Origin of the sequence: Candidatus Electronema sp. JC, assembly GCF_048287365.2 — a bacterium.
Lineage (GTDB): Bacteria > Desulfobacterota > Desulfobulbia > Desulfobulbales > Desulfobulbaceae > Electronema.
This window is the reverse complement of the sequence record NZ_JBLWEM020000068.1, coordinates 1-18,245: the sequence shown is the minus strand read 5'-3', so window position 1 is coordinate 18,245 and position 18,245 is coordinate 1. Positions and strand designations below refer to the sequence as shown.

17 protein-coding genes and 1 pseudogene are annotated in these 18,245 nt (G+C 59.0%); 5 read left to right on the top strand and 13 right to left on the bottom strand.

Annotation, left to right across the window (positions count from 1 at the left end):
* Together ACNKH3_RS11790 and ACNKH3_RS11785 are read left to right on the top strand one after the other, a co-directional pair.
* Positions 1-121, top strand: a pseudogene (locus ACNKH3_RS11790) (ISAs1 family transposase); the annotation flags it as partial.
* Positions 122-154: 33 nt separating this feature from the next.
* The gene (locus ACNKH3_RS11785) at positions 155-388 is read left to right on the top strand and encodes a hypothetical protein (protein WP_420209371.1); all 234 of its coding nucleotides are present in this window, start codon (positions 155-157) and stop codon (positions 386-388) included.
* A gap of 124 nt (positions 389-512) precedes the next feature.
* Here ACNKH3_RS11785 and ACNKH3_RS11780 read toward each other — a convergent pair whose 3' ends face one another.
* Positions 513-1,121: a fibronectin type III domain-containing protein gene (locus ACNKH3_RS11780; RefSeq protein WP_420209370.1), complete on the bottom strand. Its 609-nt coding sequence runs from the start codon at positions 1,119-1,121 to the stop codon at positions 513-515.
* Positions 1,122-1,265: 144 nt separating this feature from the next.
* Here ACNKH3_RS11780 and ACNKH3_RS11775 point away from each other — a divergent pair, with 144 nt between their 5' ends.
* The 3 genes from ACNKH3_RS11775 to ACNKH3_RS11765 are packed head-to-tail and all read left to right on the top strand — an operon-like array spanning position 1,266 to position 4,744.
* A complete protein-coding gene (locus ACNKH3_RS11775) occupies positions 1,266-2,057 on the top strand; it encodes a prepilin peptidase (RefSeq protein ID WP_420209369.1) in 792 nt (263 codons plus the stop codon).
* A gap of 33 nt (positions 2,058-2,090) precedes the next feature.
* Positions 2,091-2,981, top strand: a complete 891-nt coding sequence (locus ACNKH3_RS11770) for a TIGR01777 family oxidoreductase (RefSeq protein ID WP_420209368.1) — start codon at positions 2,091-2,093, stop codon at positions 2,979-2,981.
* A complete protein-coding gene (locus ACNKH3_RS11765) occupies positions 2,978-4,744 on the top strand; it encodes a DnaB-like helicase C-terminal domain-containing protein (protein ID WP_420209367.1) in 1,767 nt (588 codons plus the stop codon). The genes ACNKH3_RS11770 and ACNKH3_RS11765 overlap by 4 nt, the downstream gene beginning before the upstream one ends.
* Before the next feature lie 4 nt (positions 4,745-4,748).
* On the opposite strand, the gene ACNKH3_RS11760 is transcribed toward ACNKH3_RS11765, so the two are convergent.
* The 12 genes from ACNKH3_RS11760 to ACNKH3_RS11705 all read right to left on the bottom strand — a co-directional run bounded on the left by ACNKH3_RS11760 (position 4,749) and on the right by ACNKH3_RS11705 (position 18,127).
* Positions 4,749-5,837, bottom strand: coding sequence for a response regulator (locus tag ACNKH3_RS11760; RefSeq protein ID WP_420209366.1), 1,089 nt, complete (start codon positions 5,835-5,837; stop codon positions 4,749-4,751).
* Positions 5,834-7,687 carry a histidine kinase dimerization/phospho-acceptor domain-containing protein gene (locus ACNKH3_RS11755; RefSeq protein WP_417917049.1) on the bottom strand — a complete coding sequence of 618 codons (1,854 nt, stop codon included), beginning with the start codon at positions 7,685-7,687 and terminating at the stop codon, positions 5,834-5,836. Before ACNKH3_RS11755 ends, ACNKH3_RS11760 begins: the two co-directional genes overlap by 4 nt.
* On the bottom strand, positions 7,684-8,196 hold the full coding sequence (locus ACNKH3_RS11750; RefSeq protein ID WP_417917050.1) for a shikimate kinase: 513 nt from the start codon (positions 8,194-8,196) through the stop codon (positions 7,684-7,686). Before ACNKH3_RS11750 ends, ACNKH3_RS11755 begins: the two co-directional genes overlap by 4 nt.
* Positions 8,197-8,411: 215 nt before the next feature.
* A complete protein-coding gene (locus ACNKH3_RS11745; protein ID WP_417917051.1) occupies positions 8,412-8,807 on the bottom strand; it encodes a DUF2304 family protein in 396 nt (131 codons plus the stop codon).
* Positions 8,808-8,828: 21 nt separating this feature from the next.
* A complete protein-coding gene (locus ACNKH3_RS11740) occupies positions 8,829-9,506 on the bottom strand; it encodes a glycosyltransferase family 2 protein (RefSeq protein WP_420209365.1) in 678 nt (225 codons plus the stop codon).
* Between the two features lie 43 nt (positions 9,507-9,549).
* A complete protein-coding gene (locus tag ACNKH3_RS11735) occupies positions 9,550-10,332 on the bottom strand; it encodes a hypothetical protein (RefSeq protein ID WP_417916861.1) in 783 nt (260 codons plus the stop codon).
* On the bottom strand, positions 10,332-11,747 hold the full coding sequence (gene argH / locus ACNKH3_RS11730) for an argininosuccinate lyase (RefSeq protein WP_417916860.1): 1,416 nt from the start codon (positions 11,745-11,747) through the stop codon (positions 10,332-10,334). The genes ACNKH3_RS11735 and argH overlap by 1 nt, the downstream gene beginning before the upstream one ends.
* Before the next feature lie 2 nt (positions 11,748-11,749).
* Entirely contained in the window at positions 11,750-12,946 is a 1,197-nt protein-coding gene (locus tag ACNKH3_RS11725) for an argininosuccinate synthase (RefSeq protein ID WP_420209364.1), read from the bottom strand.
* Between the two features lie 120 nt (positions 12,947-13,066).
* A complete protein-coding gene (locus ACNKH3_RS11720; protein WP_420209363.1) occupies positions 13,067-14,893 on the bottom strand; it encodes a DUF4209 domain-containing protein in 1,827 nt (608 codons plus the stop codon).
* A 123-nt stretch (positions 14,894-15,016) separates the two neighbouring features.
* Entirely contained in the window at positions 15,017-15,937 is a 921-nt protein-coding gene (gene argF / locus ACNKH3_RS11715; protein ID WP_420209362.1) for an ornithine carbamoyltransferase, read from the bottom strand.
* A gap of 217 nt (positions 15,938-16,154) precedes the next feature.
* Complete coding sequence (locus ACNKH3_RS11710; protein ID WP_420209361.1) at positions 16,155-17,831, bottom strand: putative ABC transporter permease subunit; 1,677 nt, start codon at positions 17,829-17,831, stop codon at positions 16,155-16,157.
* A complete protein-coding gene (locus ACNKH3_RS11705; protein ID WP_420209360.1) occupies positions 17,831-18,127 on the bottom strand; it encodes a hypothetical protein in 297 nt (98 codons plus the stop codon). Before ACNKH3_RS11705 ends, ACNKH3_RS11710 begins: the two co-directional genes overlap by 1 nt.
* Positions 18,128-18,245 lie beyond the last annotated feature (118 nt).

Here is an 18,245-nt window from a genome sequence, read left to right as displayed (position 1 = left end):
TCTTCGGCATATTGCGCTTAATCTCCTGAAACAGGAAAAAACTGAACTCAGCGTGAAAAGCAAAAGGCTTAAAGCCGGATGGGACAATGTCTTCCTCGGTAAGATATTGGCAGGACTATAAAAGTCATGCGTTTGCCCTGGTTACGCATATCACTTGAAACCGGCGGCGATTGCTGAGGCATTTCAGTTCCTTTTCGGTCTTCCGAATGTCACCTTGCAGGAACAGGCCGTTGTTGCCGATGCGATTGCATGGCATCAGCAGGGAATGGATTTTGCGGATGCGCTGCACTTGGCGGGATCACGGCATTGTGATTCTCTGGCAACTTTTGACAGGAAATTCATCAAGGCGGCAAAGAAAATCACCAGTTTCCAAGTCAAAGAACTATAGCACCAGCTGCTCATGGCGTATGACTGCCGTCTGCTTTTGCAGCGGGTGGGCGGCAGCTACCATTTCCTGCACAAGCAGCTTCAGGAATATCTGGCAAGAAGATAGCAGGCCGCCCGCGCCGTCGTTACAGCACCGCCGTCACGGTGTTGCTCGGTATTCCGCGCCCAGCCGCATTTTCCGCGACAATGCGGAACTCCAGCTGCGTCCCGCCGGGAATGCCGGTCAGATCAATCTTGGTTGAGGTGGCCGTTTCCTTCAGCGTCCATTCGCCAGCCGGATTGACTGTTCGCATTTCCGCCCGGTAAAAGGCCGTCTTGCCGCCGGTTCTCGGCTTTTTCCAATCCAATTCCAGCGCGTCCGCATCCTGACGGACAATCTCCAGAACAAGCGGCTGGCCGGGAACGGCAAGCGGGGTCGGCTCCGCCCTTGGCCCCCAGCCGATCAGGCCAAGCTCGGCCGGACTTGTCGCCGTGAATTCAGCATAAGAGATGCCGTCCTTCATGGCATCGTCCAATGCGTCAAAGTCGGCGTTCTTGCGCTCGGTGGCCGCCTTGGCTGCTGCCTGAGCCGCTGTCTGCCCCTCAAGAGAATCGGCTGCCGCGTTCCGCAGGGTCTTGAGATCAGACCACGAAACAGGCGGCGAGGGGAAAACTGTGGGGTTGTCCTTGAAGCCCGCGATCATCGCGTCGGCAAGCGCGAGAATGTGGGCCGCATCTAAGGGAAATTGAGCCATGTCAGTCCTCCGTTGCATTTGATTTGCCGCAGATTGAGCTTGATCTGCGACAGATGACGCTCTGTCCGCAGCTGACCGCAGCGCGTCTGCGCCGGACAGAGCCTGAGCTGCTCCCGCTCAAGCTCCATTTGTAACGCGCAATGTTTGAAAAAGCAACAGATTAAGCGTGAGGAGCTGCGGATCAAGTCGATTCTGGTGCAGATGCGGCGTTCCGGGCGGCTGATTGCATTCGGTCTGGCCCGGCAGCAGCTCCATGCCGCCGCCAGCAAACACCATCCGCAGCGTTTTGAACCGCCTGCTTGTTGCATTCAGCCGCCGGAAACGTTGACCATCGCCTCTTCCGCCGTTATGATGCATCCAGCACGTTTTTCAATCCCAACGCCGCCGGAAAAAATGCCGCAGCCCCGCTGGACCACCGCCGACCTCCTTGACCTTGAATTCCTCCTCCAGCAGGACGAGGGCGAGGACATGGCCCTCCTCTCCGGCGCGCTGTACCGGAACTTCGGCCCCTCCTTCGTATTCTACTATTTCCTCTTTGTCGCCGCGCTGCTCGTGGTCATCTTCATCGACCTCCATCACCAGATCATCCCGGACAAGATCAGCCTGCCGGGCATTGTCATCGGCGGCGGCATTTTATACGCCGTGGCGGCAGGCTACGTCCTCCTGACCGGCAAGGAGGGCATGGGCGGCGGCGACATTAAGCTGCTGGCGATGATCAGGGCCTTTCTCGGCTGGCAGAGCCTGCTTTACGTCGTCTTTGCCAGCTCGCTGACCGGCTCGGTGATCGGCGGCCTGTCCCTGCTGCTGCAAAAGAAAGACAGTCAGACCCGCATTCCCTTCGGGCCGTTTTTTTCCTTGGCCGCCCTGTCGTGGCTCTTTTTTCAGGACAGCATTCTGGCGGTCTGGCAGTGGTATCTGGGCGCGGCGCATTTTTAATCCGCCGCAAAAACAAAACAGATGCGAGGCAGCATGAACATCCTCATTTCCGGCGCGTCCGGCCTTGTGGGCCGGGAGCTGCTGCGGGCCTTGACCGCGCAGGGACATCAGCCGCTGGCCCTGCGCCGCGACCCCTGCGCTCTGCCTTTTTGGGACATTCAGCGGCAGGTCATCGGCTTGGGGCCGCACAAGGAGATTGACGCGGTCATCAATCTGGCCGGGGAGAATATCGCCGCAGGCCGCTGGACTGCGGCCCGCCGCGAGCGCATCCGCCGCAGCCGGACAGACAGCGCAAGCCTGCTGGCCGAATTTTTCGCCGCAGCCGAGCGGAAGCCCAAGGTAATTATTTCCGCTTCCGCAGTCGGTATTTACGGCGATCGGGGTGACGAGGAGCTGACCGAGGCCAGTCCCGCAGGCCAAGGCTTTCTCGCCGAAGTGGCGCAGGACTGGGAGGCCGCCTGGCAGCCTGCTGAGGCGGCGGGCATCCGGGTGGTCCGCCTCCGCCTCGGCACGGTTCTCAGCCCGGAAGGCGGGGCCTTGGCGGCGATGCTGCCGCCGTTTCGGCTGGGTTTGGGCGGCGCGGCAGGCAGCGGCAGGCAGTGGATGAGCTGGATCAGCCTGAGCGAGCTGCCCCTGATTGTCAGCCATATTTTGCAGCATGAGGAACTGCGAGGCCCGGTCAACGCTGTCGCGCCGGGCGCAGTCACCAACCGCGAATTCACCGCCGCTTTGGCCGCCGCGCTGCGCCGCCCTGCCGTCTTAGCCGCGCCGGGCCTGCTCCTGGAGCTGCTGCTCGGCGGCATGGCCAAGGAGCTGCTGCTCGTCAGCGCCAAAGTCCGGCCCGCCAAACTGCTGGACTCCGGCTACGTCTTCCGCGAGCCGGAGCTGGACTCCGCCTTGCGCCGTCTGCTCTGTCAGTCATGAGCCGCCCTGATCCTGTTCTGCAATTTTACAGTCGGCATCTGCCCGGCGCGACGCTGAAAAACGGCTTTTTACTGGCCGAATGCCCCTTCTGCCAAGAGCAGGGCAAGGGAGGGGCAAAGCGGCTGCTGGTCGTGATCGCCAGCCCTGAGAGTCATTTTCACGGCTACAGCCGCTGCCTGCACCGCTGCGCGCCCGGCGGCTTCCCGCTGCATTTCACCCGCCAAGCCCGTCTCAGCACCAGCCTCGCGCCCGGCTACGATCCTGACCGCGACTATGCGGCGGTCAAAATCAAGTACCCGCAAAAAAATATCAACAACGAGATCAGCGGCTTCATGACCAAGATGACCGCCGACCTCTTCATCCGTTTCGCCAGCCAAGGCATTTCCAAAGCGGTGCTGGAAGAGATGCGGATCGGCTTCAATGGCCGCTATCTGGTCTATCCGTATTTTCAGGAGGATGGCAACTGCTACGCAGCCCGCTGCGTCCATCCTGACCGGCCCGACGATTTTTTCTGGCATGGCGAGGAGGAGTTCAGCGCGCCCAGCTTCCGCATTTTCAACATGCAGGAGATCATGCGCTGCGAGAACGGCAGCTTGGTGGTTGTCGAGGGCGAGGACAACCTGCTCGCCCTGCGCCAGCTCGGCCTGCCCGGCATCGCCTTGGCTTCGGCTTCCGACTTGGCCAATCTTGAGGCCGAGCGGCTGGCCTGGGTGAAAACCGTCTTTGTCTGCGTCAGCAAAAATCCTGAATCTGATGCGGCGGCGCGGGACTTCGCCGGGCGGCTGGGCTTCAAGGTGCGGATGATCCGCTGGCCGGATGCCGCGCCCAAGCAGCACTGCCTGACCAAGATGGCCGCCGAGCTGGGCAACGACTTTCAGAAAGCGGTTTTCAGTCTGATCCGGGAGGCGAAGTCGTTTTCGCCCTTCAGCTCGCCGGAGCGGGAATTCCTTCATTTTGAGGAGCAGCTGCGGCAGGCGGGCGGCGCGGCCATGCGTTCCGGCTTCACCAAATTGGACAACGCCTTGGGAGGAATGCAGGGGATCAACATCATGGGCGGCCTGCCCAAAGCGGGCAAATCCTGCTTCTTCATCCAGATCGCCAGCGAAATGGCCCGCCGCAAAGTCCCGGTCATTTATTATGATTTTGAAAACGGCAGGCAGAAAATCTACCAGCGCAGCCTTTGCCGTCTGAGCAGACTGGCCGCAGAACAGCTCCGGGCCGGCAAACTGACCGAGGAGGAGGCAGGCAGGCTGAAGGCGGCCAAGGCCGAGCTGCGGCGGTTTCTGCCGTGGTTCCGGGTGGTGACGGACCGGCGGCTGACCCCGGAGCTGATGCGCAGCCACATTGATTTTCTCCGCCATGAGTGCAACGCCGACAGCCTCTTGGTGGTGATTGACAGCCTGCACAAGCTGCCCTTCAAGGATTTCGCCGAGAGGCGCACCGGCATTGACGCTTGGCTCCGGCAGCTGGAGGCCCTCCGCGACGAGTTCAACGTCTCCTTCTTGGTCATCTCCGAGCTGACCCGGCGCGAAGACGGGCAGTACGACCGGCAGCCGCAGCTCGGCTCGTTCAAAGGCTCCGGCGACATCGAATATTCCGCTGACAACGCCATGGTGCTGCTGCCGCAGTGGGATCCCTTCAACCGCGAGCCTGCCGAGCTGCGCCGCAACGACCTCTGGCTGGTGGCCAGCCGCGAGCGCAGTCCGGGCCTCATCGCCAGCTATCAGCTGGATTATCCTTATTGGGGCTTCACGGAGCAGTGAGCCGTCACATCATTGACTCGTCGCGGTTGCGCTCGGCGATGGCCTCGAAGTCTTTTTCCACCCGGATCAGCGCGTCATAGACATCCGGGTCGAAATGACGGCTGCGGCCTTCCTCATGAACGATGATGTTCATGGTCTGCTCATGGCTGAGAGCAGGCTTGTAGGCCCGCTTGGTGCGCAGCGCGTCGTACACGTCGGCCATGGCCATGATCCGGCCCGCCAGCGGAATGTCTTGACCAGCCAGCCCGCGAGGATAGCCGCTGCCGTCGAATTTCTCATGGTGGCTGCCGACCAGATCCTTGGCGCATTGCAGGAAGGCCATCGGCTCTCCCGCCATTTTGGCCAGCTTGTCAATGACTTCCTCGCCGTAGATGGCGTGTTTCTTCATAATCTCAAACTCATCCCGGTCGAGGCGGCTCTTTTTGAGCAGGATCGCGTCCGGGATGCCCACTTTGCCGATGTCGTGCAGCGGCGCGGTCTTATAAAGCAGAGTGATGTAGTCCGGGGTGAGAATGTCGAGAAATTTGCCGGAACGGAAGAGATCGTCCGCCAAAGAGCGGACAAAGGCCCGTGTGCGCTGAATATGGCCGCCGGTGTCAGTGTCGCGGTGCTCGGCCAGCTCGCCCATGGCCACGATGGTGATGTCTTTGAGCAGGACGGTCTCGCGGGTGCGGGCCTCCACCGTCTGCTCTAAATACATTTTGTAGCGGTGCAGCTCCAAGTGGTTGCGGACACGGGAGCGCAGCTCGACTCCGTGAAAGGGCTTGGTGATGTAATCCACGCCGCCCAGCTCAAAGCCCTTGGCCACATCCTCCGGCTCCGAGCGGGCGGTGAGAAAAATCACCGGCGCAGACTGGGCCGCAGGAAGTTTGCGGATTTCCCGCAAGGTCTCAAAACCGTCCATGCCCGGCATCATCACGTCAAGCAGGATCAGGTCTGGAATCCGGCTGCGCATCCGCTCCAGCGCCTGCTCGCCTGAGGTGGCGTAGGCGAAGTCCATGTCCAAGCTCTTCAGATGCGACAGGGCGATCTGAATGTTTTCCGGCACATCATCAACAATGAAGACCAGAGGCCGCGCAGCCCGGCTGTTCATTCCCGCTCCTCCGCCACATTGCGGAGCAGGGCCAGCACATGCTCCATGCCCCTGATGTCAATGTCCAGCGCGAAACGCTGCATCTTTCTGCCCAGCTCCGTCAGCTCCGCCGAGCCGTTTTTGCGGCCGCGCTCCTCCAGCTTGCGGCCCAGCGCGCTGGCATCCTCAAGATTGCCGCTCATCTGCGCCTGGGCGCAGGCGGCCTGAATTTCGCTGTCCCATGCTGTCCGCAGCCCGCTGACATCTTCCGCCGACTCCGCCTGGCCGGACAGCGGCGCCCCGGCCGCGCCGGTCTGGCCGGTTTGAATATGGCGGCGCACCACTCGCCGCAGCTCCTGAAGATGAAAAGGTTTCGCCAGCAAATCGTCAAAGAGGGGAGCCAAGCTGTCTTTTTCCAGCAGAAAGCCGGTCATGGCCACAATCGGGACGCTCCTGGTGCGCGGATCTTCTTTAAGCTGCCGGGCAAGGTCGCGGCCGTCGGCTCCGGCCAAGTCCAAATCCATCAGGATCAGATCCGGCTGCGCGTCCAAAGCCAGCGCGAGGCAGTCGTCCGGCCCGGAGGCCTCCAGCACTTGGATTGGCGAATTTTTAAAATAAATTTTCACCAGATGAGACATTTCCGGCATGTCGTCCACCACCAGCATGACCGGACTGGCCCGCCGCGCCTGCGGCGGCTGGCTGCTGCGGGCGGAGAAGCCAGCTGGCCTGCTCCGCTCCGCCGCCTGCGCGGGCATGATGAAGGTGAAGAGGCTGCCATGACCGTGCGCGGCGCTCTCCAGCTGAAGTGCCCCGCCCATCATCCGCGCCAGGCGGGCGCAAAGAGTGAGGCCGAGGCGGGTGCCGTCGTGGATGCGGACCTGCTCCTCCTGCTGCTCAAACAGCTCGCGCAAGGCCTGCTGCTCGCCTGCCGAGAGGCCGATGCCGGTGTCCTCGACCTGAAAAGCCAGCTCCCAGCACCCCTCGCCTGCGGCTATGCCGGTCACAGTCAGGCAGATTCTGCCTTTCTCCGTGAATTTGACCGCATTGCTGATCAGGTTGATCAGCACCTGACGGCAGTGGTCGGCATCCATCACATACATTTCCGGCAGCTCCGGCTCCACCTCGCAGGTGAAGTCCAGCTTCTTGGCCCGGATCTGATCGGCGAAAAGGTCAGCGGCCTGCTCGACCACCGCCCGCAGGCTGGCGGCGGATTTCAGCACCTTGACGCTGCCGCTCTCCAGCTTGGACAGCTCCATGACATCGTTGATGATCGAGACCAAGGCCGTGCCGTTTTTGCGGATGGTGCTGACAAAACGCTGCTGCTGCTCGGAAAGGCCGGATTCGGCAAGAATTTCCGCGTAGCCGATGATGGCGTTCATCGGCGTGCGGATGGCGTGGTTGATGTTGGCGATGAATTTGCGCTTGAGGCGGTTGGCGGCGATGAGCTGCTGCTCGGTGCGGCGCAGGGCGGCCTCCTGGCAGCCGCTGTTCTGCTCCTCGTGGAGGCTGCGGGCCGCGCAGACCGTCATGCCGCCGTCCAAGCGGGCCAGATTGATTTCCAGCAGATGCGCCGCGCCGTTTTTGTCAGTCAGCCGGGTGTGGAAGGTCCGGGGGCCGCAGCCGCAGAGTTCCGTCAGCTGATCGCGGAGGCCGGGCAGCAGCGGCTCCAGCAGCTCCGCAGGCCGGGCATCCAGCTCGCTGCGGCTGAGTCCGGCAAGGTCAAGGAAGGCATTGTTGACAGCCCGGATCAGCTGGCCGGAGTCGAGCAGGATCACGCAGGCGGAAAGCGCGTCGAAAATCCGCAGCGCCGCCTCCCAGCCCAGCTCAGTCTGGCCGCCGCTGCCGGGACAGACTCCTTGCGCGCCGCTCATGCGCGCAGCCGGGCGGCGATTTCAGCGGCTATGTCCGCATTGCCGCGCCCCTGGACGGCGATCTCCATGTCCGCCGCCTCGCGGTACTGCGGCAGCCGCTCGTTGAACAAGGCCTCCGCCTTGGCCAGATCTTGCAGCAGCGGCCGTTTTTTCATTTTCTGCGCCGCATTGGGATGACTGCGCATCGCCTCAAGGATTCCGTCCAAATCAGAGTGCAAATAAATCACCTGCCCCAGCCGCCTGAGATTGCCGACCTTGAAGAAACCGCCGCCTGCCGAGACGACAGTCCCGCTCACCTGCCGCTCCAGCCAGTCCGCGCAGCGGCATTCCAGCTGCCGGAACTGGGCCTCGCCCTGCGCTGCGAAGATGTCGCGGATTTTCATTTTGACCATGCTTTCGATCAGGTCGTCGGTGTCAACGGCGAAGCGGCCTGTCAGCGCGGCCAAAGCGCGGGCGGTCCTGCCTTTGCCCACGCCCATGAAGCCGATCAGTATGATGTTGTCAGCCATGACTGCTTGTTTTCTGTCCCGCCCGGCTGCATGATCTCCGGGCTTGAAGTGCAAGGGTTGGAGTTGGATGCCGAATTGTAAAACGGAAAAGGCGGGCTGTAAAATGAATTCTCCGAGTCCCGGACTGGCTGAAACGGCCTTTCTCTGTCTGGCCGGGGCGGGAAGAAACTGGATTGGCTGGCAGAACTCGCAGCTGTTTGCCTCCTCCCGCACAGTCAGGCGGCCTTTTCCCGCTCCTTTTTCTTCTCCCTGATTTCCTGCCGCAGCAGCTCGATGCGCTCATGCGCCTCGCTCAGGGCCTCTTTGCGGGTCAGCTCGGAGACATTCTGCTCAATCTTCTCAATGGCCGAAAGCAGCTTGAAAATCAGCATGAAGACCAAGAGAAATCCCATCATCACCACGGCGTTGAAGTTGTCCACCACGCCGAGGACGCGGGCGATGAACAGGGTGAAGTCCGGATAGATGGCGATCAGGGCCATGCCGCCCCAGACAGTCAGGCGCACAGCCAGCTTGAGAAGGGTCTGGCCCGCTTCCCGGTTGGCGAACTCCTTGACGCCAAGGTACAGCATGACCGAGGAAATGGCCACGATGACAAATTGATAGAGATGCACGTCCGCTGTTTATGTTTGGGTTCAGGCGATCAGATTCCAAATCATCCGGCGCAGGGTGATCAGTCCGTTGATGAAGCTCTGTTTGGTCTTCTTGCTGCTGGCGTATTCGGTGTAGCGGGTCTGCACCGGCACTTCCGTGAAGCGCAGGCGGTTGTTCTTGATTTCCCTGATCACCTTGCTGTCGTACTCATATTTATCCGCCTTGGTGTCTATGATCAAAGCGGCGTAGCGGGAATAGGCCCGGAGGCCGGACTGGCTGTCCGAAACTAAAAGGCCGTAAAACAGCCAAGTGACCAAGTTGCCGATGCTGTTGGCGATTTTCTTCTTCAGCGGCATGGTCTCCCGGTTAAGTATCCGGGAGCCGAGCACCGCGTCAATGCGGCCTGCAAGGATCGGGGCGATGAGCGGGGCGATGTCCGCCGGATCATGCTGGCCGTCGCCGTCCATAGTCACCACCACGTCCGCGCCAAGGAGGTTGGCGGCCATTATCCCAGTCTTCACCGCCGCGCCCTTGCCCCGGTTGATCTTCAAGCGCAAGGCCAGCACGTCATAGGCCGAGGCGATCTCGAAGCTCTTGTCCGCGCTGCCGTCGTCAACCACCACGATGTGCTCGTAGCCATGCGCCCGCACCTCCTCGATCACGCTGCCGATGACCTTGGCCTCATTGTAAACCGGAATGACAATGACGACGGTTTTCATGCGCTTTTTTCGACCACAGACGGCAGCTTGGATAAAAAAGAAATCACCTCAGACTGGCTTCAGCGGATTTTTGGCTCTCGTTGGGCGGACTGCTTTGGTCAAAGCTGCTCACGGCATAGAAGACCGGCACGCCTTTCGGCGGCGGGTTCTTATCTTCAAATAAATTGTACGGAACTTTGGCCTCGCCGATCAGCTCTGGCGCGGCCTCGCCGACGCGGCGATAGACCTTGTGCCCGGCCAAATCCTTGTCCTCGCCTGCATCCCAGAAGACCTTGACTGAGGACGCAGTGCGGGCAGCAGTGACATTGCCCGGCACCTGCGGCGGAGTGCGGTCGGCTGCGGCAACAGGCACCGCCGCCTGTTTTGGTCTGGCGGACGGCTTCTCCCAGCGGAAGGAGATCAGGTTGGAGTCTTCCGATTCAGACAGCCAGCCGCTGCGGCTGCGCAGCTGGAACAAGTAGATGTAGCCAGCCCGCATCGGCGCATCCTCCCAGCTGCCCTGGCGGCTGCCCTTATCCGGCAAACTGCCGCCCGCCACAGTGATGGGCGCGGCAAAAGGAACCGGGCAGGTCTCGCAGTAGTCGTCTACAGGAACCTCAGCCCGGTAGAGCTGGAAGCTGTCGATTTCGGCGATCTTCTCGCCGCTCACGGTCCGATCCGGGAAAGTCCAGCGGAGCACTGCCCCGCTGTCAGTCAGCTCATAGCTGAGATCGGTCACAGGCCGGGGAATCATGGCCGACGGAGCCACCGGCAGGGTCTTGTAGCCGCAGCCGCCGAGCAGCAGGCCGGATAAAACAGAAATTCGCAGCAGCAAAGGCAGTTTCATCATGCTATCCCCAGTTGTTGTTCCGCACGCGCAAGAGCTTCAGCAACCTTGGCCCCGGCGGTGCCGCCAGCAGAGACCCGGCTGTTGACCGAGCCTTCCACAAAAAGGACTGCAAACACATCGTCATCAATCAGCGCGGAGAACTGGCGCATTTCAGCCAGACTCAGCTCGGTCAGCTCTGCATCACGCTGCTGGCAGAAGGCGACAATCTCTCCCACCACCCGGTGCGCCTGACGGAAGGGCAGGTTCTTTTTGACCAAGTAATCAGCCAGATCAGTGGCAGTCATGAAGCCGCCGTGCGTGGCCTCCCGCATCCTTCCGCCGTTGAAGCTGCTATTGGCCAGCAACTCGGCAGTGATGCTCAGGCTGGCCTTAACCGTGTCGAGCGCGTCAAAGAGCGGCTCCTTGTCCTCCTGCATGTCCCGGTTGTAGGTCATGGGCAGGCCCTTCATGGTCATCAGCAAGGAGACCAGCGCACCCGCCACCCGACCGCTCTTACCCCGGATCAGCTCCGGGATGTCCGGGTTCTTCTTCTGCGGCATGATAGAGGAGCCGGTGCAGTACTGGTCGCCGATTTTGATGAAGCCGAATTCCTTCGAGGCCCAGAGGACGAATTCTTCCGCCATGCGGCTGAGATGGAGCTGAATCACGCTCAAATCGAAGAGGAACTCTAAGGCGAAATCGCGGTCAGCGGTGGTGTCCATCGAGTTGGCGGTAATTGCCGGAAAGTCCAGCTCCTTGGCCACGAATTCCCGGTCTATCGGCAAGCCGGTTCCCGCCAAGGCCGCCGCACCGAGCGGTAGCACGTTCAGCCGCTTCAGGCAGTCAGCCAGCCGCTCGCGGTCTCTGCCGAACATCTCGACATAAGCCAGCAAATGATGCGCCAGCAGCACGGGCTGCGCCCGCTGCATGTGGGTGTAGCCGGGCATGATCACGCCGAGATTGGCGCGGGCTTGGCGGGCAAAGCCGCGCTGCACGTCAGCCAGCAGTGTGTCTAACTCCGCCGTCTCGTCGCGCAGGTAAAGGCGGATATCGAGAGCTACCTGATCATTGCGGCTGCGGGCGGTGTGCAGCTTCTCGCCTGCCGCGCCGATCTTGTCGGTCAGAGCCTTCTCAATATTCATGTGAATATCTTCCAGCTCCACCCGGAACTGGAAGCGGCCTTCGCGGATTTCCTGCTCAATCTCCGTCAATCCTGAGATGATCGCATCCCGCTCATCGTTGCTGATCAGGCCCTGCTTGGCCAGCATTTTTGCATGGGCCTTGGAACCCATGATGTCATGCCGGTACAGCCGCCAGTCATAGCTGATGGATTCGGTGAAGCTCTCCACTGAGGCGGCGGTTTGCGCGGCAAAACGCCCGCCCCAGAGCTTGCCGGAGCATTTCTGCTGCGGGCAATGTGTCTGATCAGCCATTGCTATTTCCGGTTCAGGGCCTGAATCTGAAGGCGCATGGAGTTGAGCCGGATGAAGCCGCCCGCGTCAGCCTGATTATAGACCTGATCCGCCTCAAAGGTGGCGTGGGCTTCCGAATACAGTGAGTTTACGGACTTGCGCCCGACCGGAATGCAGTTGCCCTTATAGAGCTTCAGCCGCACCGTGCCGTTGACTGTGGCTTGGCTTTCATCCATCACGCCTTGCAGCAGCTTCATCTCCGGCGAGAACCAGAATCCATTATAGATCAGCTTGGAGTATTCCGGCACGAGGCTGTCACGCAAGCGCAGCACCTCGCGGTCAAGGGTGATGGTTTCAAGGTCGCGGTGCGCTGCCCGGAGAATGGTGCCGCCAGGAGTCTCGTACACGCCGCGAGACTTGATGCCGACAAAACGGTTTTCCACCATGTCCAAGCGGCCTATGCCGTTCGCGCCGCCGAGCTGGTTGAGCTTGGCCAGCAAGGCTGCCGGGGAAAGCCGCTCGCCGTCAACAGCCACCGGGTTGCCCTGCTCAAAGTCTATCTCAATATACGTCGGTCGGTCAGGCGCGTTCTCCGGCGAAACCGAGAGCTTGAACATCGCTTCTTCCGGCTCGTTCCACGGGTCTTCGAGGATGCCGCCTTCAAAGCTGATATGCAGCAGGTTCTCGTCCGAGCTGTACGGACTTTTCTTGGTCGTCGGCACCGGAATGCCATGTGTTTCGGCGAACTCCATCAGCTTGGTGCGGGAGTTCAGCGTCCAGATGCGCCACGGGGCGATGATCTTCAGCTTAGGATTGAGGGCCAGATAGGTCAGCTCGAAGCGCACCTGATCGTTGCCCTTGCCGGTCGCGCCGTGGCTGACCGCATCCGCGCCTTCTTGCTGGGCAATGCGTACCTGCTCCTTGGCGATCAGCGGGCGAGCGAGCGAGGTGCCAAGCAGATAGGAGCCTTCGTAAATCGCGTTGGCGCGGAAGGCGGGAAAGATGTAGTCGCGGGCAAACTCCTCGCGCAGGTCGGAGACGATCACCTTCTCTGCGCCGGTGGCCATGCCTTTTTTCCGCACTGCGTCCCAGTCCTCCTGCTGGCCCACGTCTGCCGAATAAGCGACGATCGGGCAGCCGTACTCCTCTGCCAGCCATTTAAGAATAACCGAGGTGTCCAAACCGCCTGAATAGGCGAGCACAATTTTGTTCACGTTCATGATGTAGGTTCGGTGTTTCAATCCACGCCGCGCCGCCTGATGGCGGACGACACGATGATGCGCAGGAAAGCTCAAAACTGCGCAGTTTATCAAGCAGATTAGACAGCAAGGGGTGTTCTGTCAAGGATTTTGCTGCCGGGCGAGATAGAAGGTATTGAAGACAATCTTGATCCCAAGCCACCACGCATAAACGGTATAAACCGACAGGCATTCTTGATCATTGAGCAATCCATGCGCTATTTGATTCCGCAGGTTTGGCCCGAATGCGTCGCAGAAGAGTGCCTTGAGTTCAAAAGCCAAATCCTCTCCAAATATCTTCGAGACCTCGGTTAAATCCATCAATGTGCTGAGGCCGTTTTCGTTTTCAATTCCCTTTTTATCAAGATTGGTAGTTTTAACGTTGACTGATTTCAAATGCCAACGAACCATATGCTCAACCTGCGGCACTAAGATATGCAATGCCGCTACAAAGTCATTATCATAACCTAAAAAGAGAGCCTTCGCCCACAGCCGCTCTCTTTCGATTGGTACGATTGGAGAGTTACTGGCAATAGAAAGAAAATCCTCTTCGCGTAGGCGATGCTCAAGACGCAAAATCTCCAGTGCAGGCCAAATACCGCTCTGCACGGCTATCTCAATATATATGAGATACTGATCGATCATTTTAGCCCACAAGGTCGTTTTGTATTCTTCCGACTCTGCATCTCCAAATCCCATGCTAGGACATTTGGCTATAACGCTCCCTTCACGCGATCTATTGGTTGCACCAAACAGAACTGGTAAAGGATGCTCACGAATGTTCCTCTCTGAGGACTCACTGATATTTGCTGCTCTCGCCCCTTGACAAATATTCGCAAAAGATGCCAGTGCGTCAATTACCGACTTCCCTTTCGCCGCATTTACAGCATCTTCTACTATCGCCGAGATATCAATTGGTGGAGCTTGGAATATATTAATATCATTAAGTGATCTGGCCCCAGCATCATTCATGCGCTTGTGTAGTTCTGCTATCTTCTCATCAACTTGATAGGTGTTTCGTTCGCTGCGGGAAATTCTGCGATATATTTGGATTGCGTTTTCATAAAAATTCGCTGCAAAAAAAGGCTGTGAGTGTATTTGTTCCCCTTGCTTTACCCAACTCTCGGCGATGCCGACCGTCATTTCTGCTGCCTTTGTTACGTTATCCGACTTGCGATGCCATGTCGCTGCGGCTTCAAAATAACCTCTGGATTGAGGCCAAGCACCTTCGACATCGAAAGCCCGTGCCATTTCTTCAAGTTTTATCGCAACAGACTGGCGGTGATCATTTCCAAGCCTGTTCAATGCAATCAGGTCAGCAAGCTGAAGGGCAAAAAATCCATCTTTCTGTTCTGCATTGTTGAATGCCGTGAGGATATCATTTTCAATATTGCTTAGTTTGTCGCCTGCATTAAGCATCAGAGATAAGCGAAGCGCACGTTCCCAACACTCACGGCCATCATTCCGCCACGTATCAAAATCAAGAGGAATTTTGCAGTAGGCATCAATAGCGAGCAAAGCATGTTTAGAACTTCTCGGCTTAACCAGCAAGAGCCAAAGCAGGTCGGCGAGACGAGCTTGAAGCCACGGGTTATCAACTTCCTCGACGAATTCAGCTAATAGATTTATATCTGATTGTTGAAAATCAATTGGCAAGGATGATCGTCTGCCATCATTCATGACCATCAATGGTTTAAACGGCTCATTTGGACTGCTGGGATTCAGCATCATCGAACAAGCATTCGCGAGCAACCGCAGGCTGTTCCCTTCGGAAAACTGACCATTTTCAATTGCTGTCCGAGCCGCTGTTGACAAAGCCGTTGACATGCTTGTATAGCCTTTGCCATCACTGGCTTTAATCGCTGCTTTCCAACCTGAATTGCGAAGGCTTTCAATATTGACAGCCGCTTGCTCTTTGGAGTTTTCCATGCAAATTATGAATGAACGATGAAAAGGAGCGATGAATCAAATAAAGGTTTCCCATCCTTTGTGTCTGATGACGGGAAACCTTTACGGAGAAGACCGAAGACTGGCGGCCATGTGTGACGCAGCTCAAACTGCGCCGAGAATCATAGCCTCCAAGATGGCCTTGTGCATGTGCATCTTGTTCTCGGACTGATCAAAGACCGCGCTCTGCGGCCCTTCAAGCACCTCTTCGGTGATTTCCTCGTCCCGGTGCGCAGGCAGACAGTGGAGGACGACAGCGTCTTCCGCCGCCTGCGCCAGCAGAGCCGCGTTGAGCTGATAGGCGCGGAAGTCGTGCAGGCGCTGCTCCCGCTCGCTTTCTTTGCCCATTGAGGCCCAGACATCAATGTTGATCACGTCCGCGCCGCGCACCGCTTCTGCCGGGTCGCGCAGCACGGTGATCGGACAGGCGGCGATCTTGCGGGCCGCCTCCAGTATCGCCGGATCAGGATCGTAGCCTGCCGGGCAGGCCAGCGTCAAGGAAAAGCCCAGCACGGCGGCGGCCTGAATCCATGAGTTGGCCATGTTGTTGCCGTCGCCCAGCCAGACGATCTTCAGCTTTTTCGGGCTGCCCTTCCGCTCGATCACGGTCATCAAGTCGCTGAGGACTTGGCAGGGATGATGCAGATCAGTGAGCGCGTTGATCACCGGCACCTCGGAATAGCGGGCCAGCTCCTCCACCACCTGCTGGCCGTAAGTGCGCACGACCAGCGCATCCACATAGCGGCAGAGCACCCGCGCCGTGTCCTTGAGCGGCTCGCCTCGGCCCAGCTGGCTTTCTTTGGCAGGCATGAAGATGACTTGACCGCCCAGCCCTTGCATGGCCGCTTCAAACGAGACCCTGGTCCGGGTCGAAGGCTTTTCAAACAACATGCAGATGCGCTTGCCGGCCAGCTGCTGATGCCGGATGCCGGATGCCGCCTCTTGCTTCAGCACTGCCGCCCGGCTGAGGAGGGACTCCAGCTGCTCCGGGGCAAAATCTTGTAACGCCAATAAATGCTTGCTCATGATGAGAATCTCGATGTTCTGATAACAGGCCGCGCAGAGGCTGCCGCCCCGCACCCGCGCCGCAGCAGCAGCGTGGCAGCGCAGCCGAAAAAAGTATTGTTATAGGAAAAAAAGCAGTTTTGCAAAGCAATTCTGCTTGGAAATGATCATTTCTTTTTATCAGGGGGGAAATGGAGAGGATTCCGCCGCCCGGCAAGAGCGCGGGCGGCCTGCGGTTTCACTGCTCCAAGCTGCTGAGGCCCTTTTTCAGGCAGAAGAAGGCAGCGAGGCTGCCGATGAGGAGAATGAGGGCCAAAGAGCCGGCCGAGAGCAATGCGCCGAAGGGATCAATCTGGCCGCCGCGCAGCCAGAAGCGGAGCAGGCGGTAGTTGCCCCAGAAGCCGATGACTAACATCAGCAGCTCCATCGCCAAGCTGACGAACATGAAGAGCATCATGCCGAAGCTGCCCTGCGCCGCAGTCCGGCTTTCGATCTTGAAATCAGCGTAGATCGCGCCGAAACCAAGGGCTAAAGCCAGTGCGCTCCATGTGATCACCAAGCTCACGCCGATGGAGACCCACCACATCGGCCCGCTGATTTGCAGCAGGGCATTGGAGGCGATGATCAGGAAGAGCGTCACAGCGGTGAAGGGAATGCAGTAAAATAGATATTTGCAGAGCAGATACTGCGGCAGCGGCAGCGGCGAGGAGCGGATGACGAGAAAGGCTGGGCCTTCCGCGCCGATAGAGGGATAAACAAAGCGGGCTGCCAGCGAGGTGGCGAGAAAGCCGGCCAGGCCGATGTTGGCAAAGGCGAGCAGATTGGCGAGATACTCTGTCGGCATGGGCGAGCGTTCCAAGGGCAGGGCCTTGAAGTTGTAGAGATAAACTACGATCAGCGCGCCGACCAGAAAGAGCTGCGACCACTCCGCTGAATCGCGGAGGAAGAGCTTGGCTTCTTTGTGGAATATCCAGCGCAGGGGCGAGGGCTGGTAGCCTTTGCCGCCAAAGGCGCGCCAGCCGCCGAAAGACTCCTGCGCCTTGCTGAAGCCGTCGAAGAAGAAGCGGCCCATCAGCCATTCCCCGGCCCAGAACAGCACCAGCGGGGTGAGCAGGAGCAGTCCGGCGGCCAGCCAGTCAACCTGCTGATATTGCAGATAGCCGCCCAGCAGCTGATTGGCCCAGGACGGCGGCAGCAGGGCCGAGCCGGGCGTTTGCAGGCTGGAGAGGTAGTCAACGAAATCAGGGAACTTCTCCGGGTCAGCGAGGTCTTCCGGCTTGAGCAGACGGATGACTAAATAGAGCAGGATGCCGAAGAGCAGCGAAAGATACACGGCAATGTCCTTAGTCTGCTTGGCCGGAAAGAGGCGCACCAAGAGGATGGTTGCGCCAAGGCCAATGCCGCTGGCAGTCAAGGCTGTGCTGACCACGGTCATGGCCATCAGCAGCTGATACAGCCAGCCAGCATGAAAGATCGTTCCATAAGCCCCGAAGATCGGCAGGGAAAAGATGAGCATCATCCACGAGGTATAGAGCAGCGAAGTGCCGAAGCGCATCTGAAAGAGCTGCTCCGGTCTGACCGGCGCATTGCAGAGGATTTCGTTGTCCGAGGACAGGTAGAGCGAGGAGACCGCCGAGACCATCGAGGAGAAGATGAGCATGGCGAACATGATCATCCACGCCATCTGGAAAATCTTCAGGCTGAGGATGATGCCCAGCTCGCTTTGGCTGTGGAAATAGCCGATCATCCGCAGGCTGACCAAATACAGGGCAATAAACAGCCCCGCGCCGAGAGCCAGCACAGCGGCGGTGCGCAGGCTGATCCGCTTGTCCCGGAAGAAGCGGTTGCGGACACTGAAAAAGAAGGGGCGGAAAAGCAGGAGCGGCTCCTGGCGGCAGTCAGCAGAACAAGTCATTAAATCCTCCGCATGGACGAATAGATCGAAAAGGTGGACAGTTCAGTGTAAACCTTTTCGTCCTGCTGTTCAATCCGAATCAGCCCTGCGGCTTTGGCTTCCCAGTCTTCCTCATTCCCAGGCTTTTTGACGCTGCTCTTCCCGTCGGCATCAAACTGCGCATCTATAAATGCCCTTCGGCTCCGCTCAAGGCGCTTGCAGGAACAAGCTCCCTGAGCGGAGCCGAAGAGTGCGCAGCGCCTGTCGAAGGATGGTGCCTGAGCCTGTCGAAGGGTGTCTTTTTCGTTGCCGCGCAAGAGGACGCGCAGTATCATGAAGAATGCAACATTCTGGAAGAAATGCGGAATTCTTATTCACCGGCCCATGAAAAAACTATGCGCACAGCAGAACTCCTTGAACTCATCCGCAACGGCG